Below are 1,751 nucleotides of genomic sequence, written 5' to 3'. Positions count from 1 at the left end.
AGCCGAGCCACGCGATGCGCCGCCCGCCGAGCGGCTGCTGATGCGCCGGGTAGGCGGCGTGCACCAGTGCCGCGGCGGTGAGCAGGTCGAACGCCAGGCGCAGCGGCATGTCCCAGCGCAGGAAGCCGAGCGGCAGGCCGAGCTGCAGCGTCGACTCGACGGCCATGCAGGCGAGGCTGCCGGCCTGGCACAGCGAGGCCACGGCATACAGCAGGTTGCGCATCGACGGCTTGGCCAGCAGCACCACCATCGCGACCAGGTACAGCGTCAGGCTCAGCGCCGACAACACCCAGAACATCGAGCCCAGCCGCAGCAGCCCGCGCGGCTGCAGCGCGAGCTCCACCTGCCGTCCGCCGATGAAGAAGACCCGTACGCTGCTGCCGCCCATCACCGCGGCAACCTGCTGGTGCTGGTCGAACTGGCGTTCGCGCTGCGTGTCGCTCATGATCCAGCGCGGCGAGCGCTGCAACGCCAGGCCGTCGACGATCGCGACCTGGCCGTTGTCGTTCAGCAGGCCGACGAGTGCGCGGCCTTCGAGCGGCTTCAGCGCGGCGTCGTCGGTGTGCACGAGCTCGATCTCGCCTTGCGCGCCGACGCGCCAGTCGGCCGGCAGGTGCGGCTGYGCGGCCAGCCAGCGGGCCGTCATCGCGAGGGCCACGCAGCCGAGCAGCGCGGCCACCACCAGCAGGCGCAGCCGCCAGCCCATCCAGCGCGACAGGCGCTGGTCGTCGCCGAGCGCGGGGTCGATCAGCCCGGAATCGAGTGCGGAGTCGGGGTGCAGGCTCGCCGGCCGCGTCGCGGGGTTGTCCATGCGCGGTGGTCAGCCCTGGCGGGCTGCGGTTCTAGACCAGGCCCTGCTTGCTGGCCAGCACGGCCGCTTCGGCGCGGCTGGACACGTTGAGCTTCTTGTAGATCGACTTGATGTGGTCGTTGACCGTGAACCACTTGATGCCCATCAGGTTCGCGATCTCCTTGATCGTGAAGCCCTTGCTGAGGTAGGTCAGCACCTCGCTCTCGCGCGGGGTCAGGCGTTCATGGTCGAGCGGCGCGCCGCGGCCGAGCGGCATCGGGCGGCTGCTCTGGAAGCCCGACGGCGCCGGTTCCGACAACCCGCCCATGCCGCCGGGCCCCTGGCGGAAATGGCCCAGCAGCCGGCGCGCGATGGCCGGCGACAGCGGCGGCTGGCCGCGCACGATCTTCTGCAGCTCCTCGACCAGCACCTCGAAGCGGTCTTCCTTCAGCAGGTAGCCGTCGGCACCGCATTGCAGCGCGGGGAACAGGTGGTCGTCGTCGGAGTACAGCGTGGTGACGATCTTGGTGGCCGGGTAGCGGGCCAGCTCGGCCAGCAGCTCCATGCCGTTGCCGTCGGGCAGCTCCAGGTCGACCAGGATCAGCTTGAACGGGTCGGTGGCGGCCTCGACCTTCTGCCGGTCGGGCAGGCCGATGTGGCGGCGCGCGCTCTCGAGGTCGCCGGCTTCGGTGATGGCGATCGTGTCGCTGAAGCTTTCGCGCACCACGCGGCACAGGAAGCTGCGGGCGACCGGGTTGTCTTCAACGATCAGGACCTTGATTGCCATGCCATGTGCCGGGAGCGTGCGCGACCTGCGATCGTAGCGCACTCCCCCTGCAACAAGCTGTGTCCAGCGGTGTTCTGCGCGGCTCGATCCCCCCTCGGGTGAAGGGGATCGGTCGACGTACCTGTCGGCCGAGGGGCGGTCAGTTCACCAGCACGATCTTGCCCTGCACCTGCC

General features: G+C 70.1%; 1 protein-coding gene and 1 pseudogene. Both read right to left on the bottom strand.

The features are described 5' to 3' along the window. Positions 1 to 811: pseudogene (locus tag AC1D1T_RS32280) on the bottom strand (histidine kinase); the annotation flags it as partial. Between the two features lie 31 nt (positions 812 to 842). Further along, entirely contained in the window at positions 843 to 1,577 is a 735-nt protein-coding gene (locus AC1D1T_RS32275) for a LuxR C-terminal-related transcriptional regulator (protein ID WP_047511496.1), read from the bottom strand. Positions 1,578 to 1,751: the final 174 nt, after the last annotated feature.

Source organism: Rhizobacter sp. P2_H3, assembly GCF_056403355.1.
This window is presented reverse-complemented; position numbering and strand designations above follow the sequence as displayed.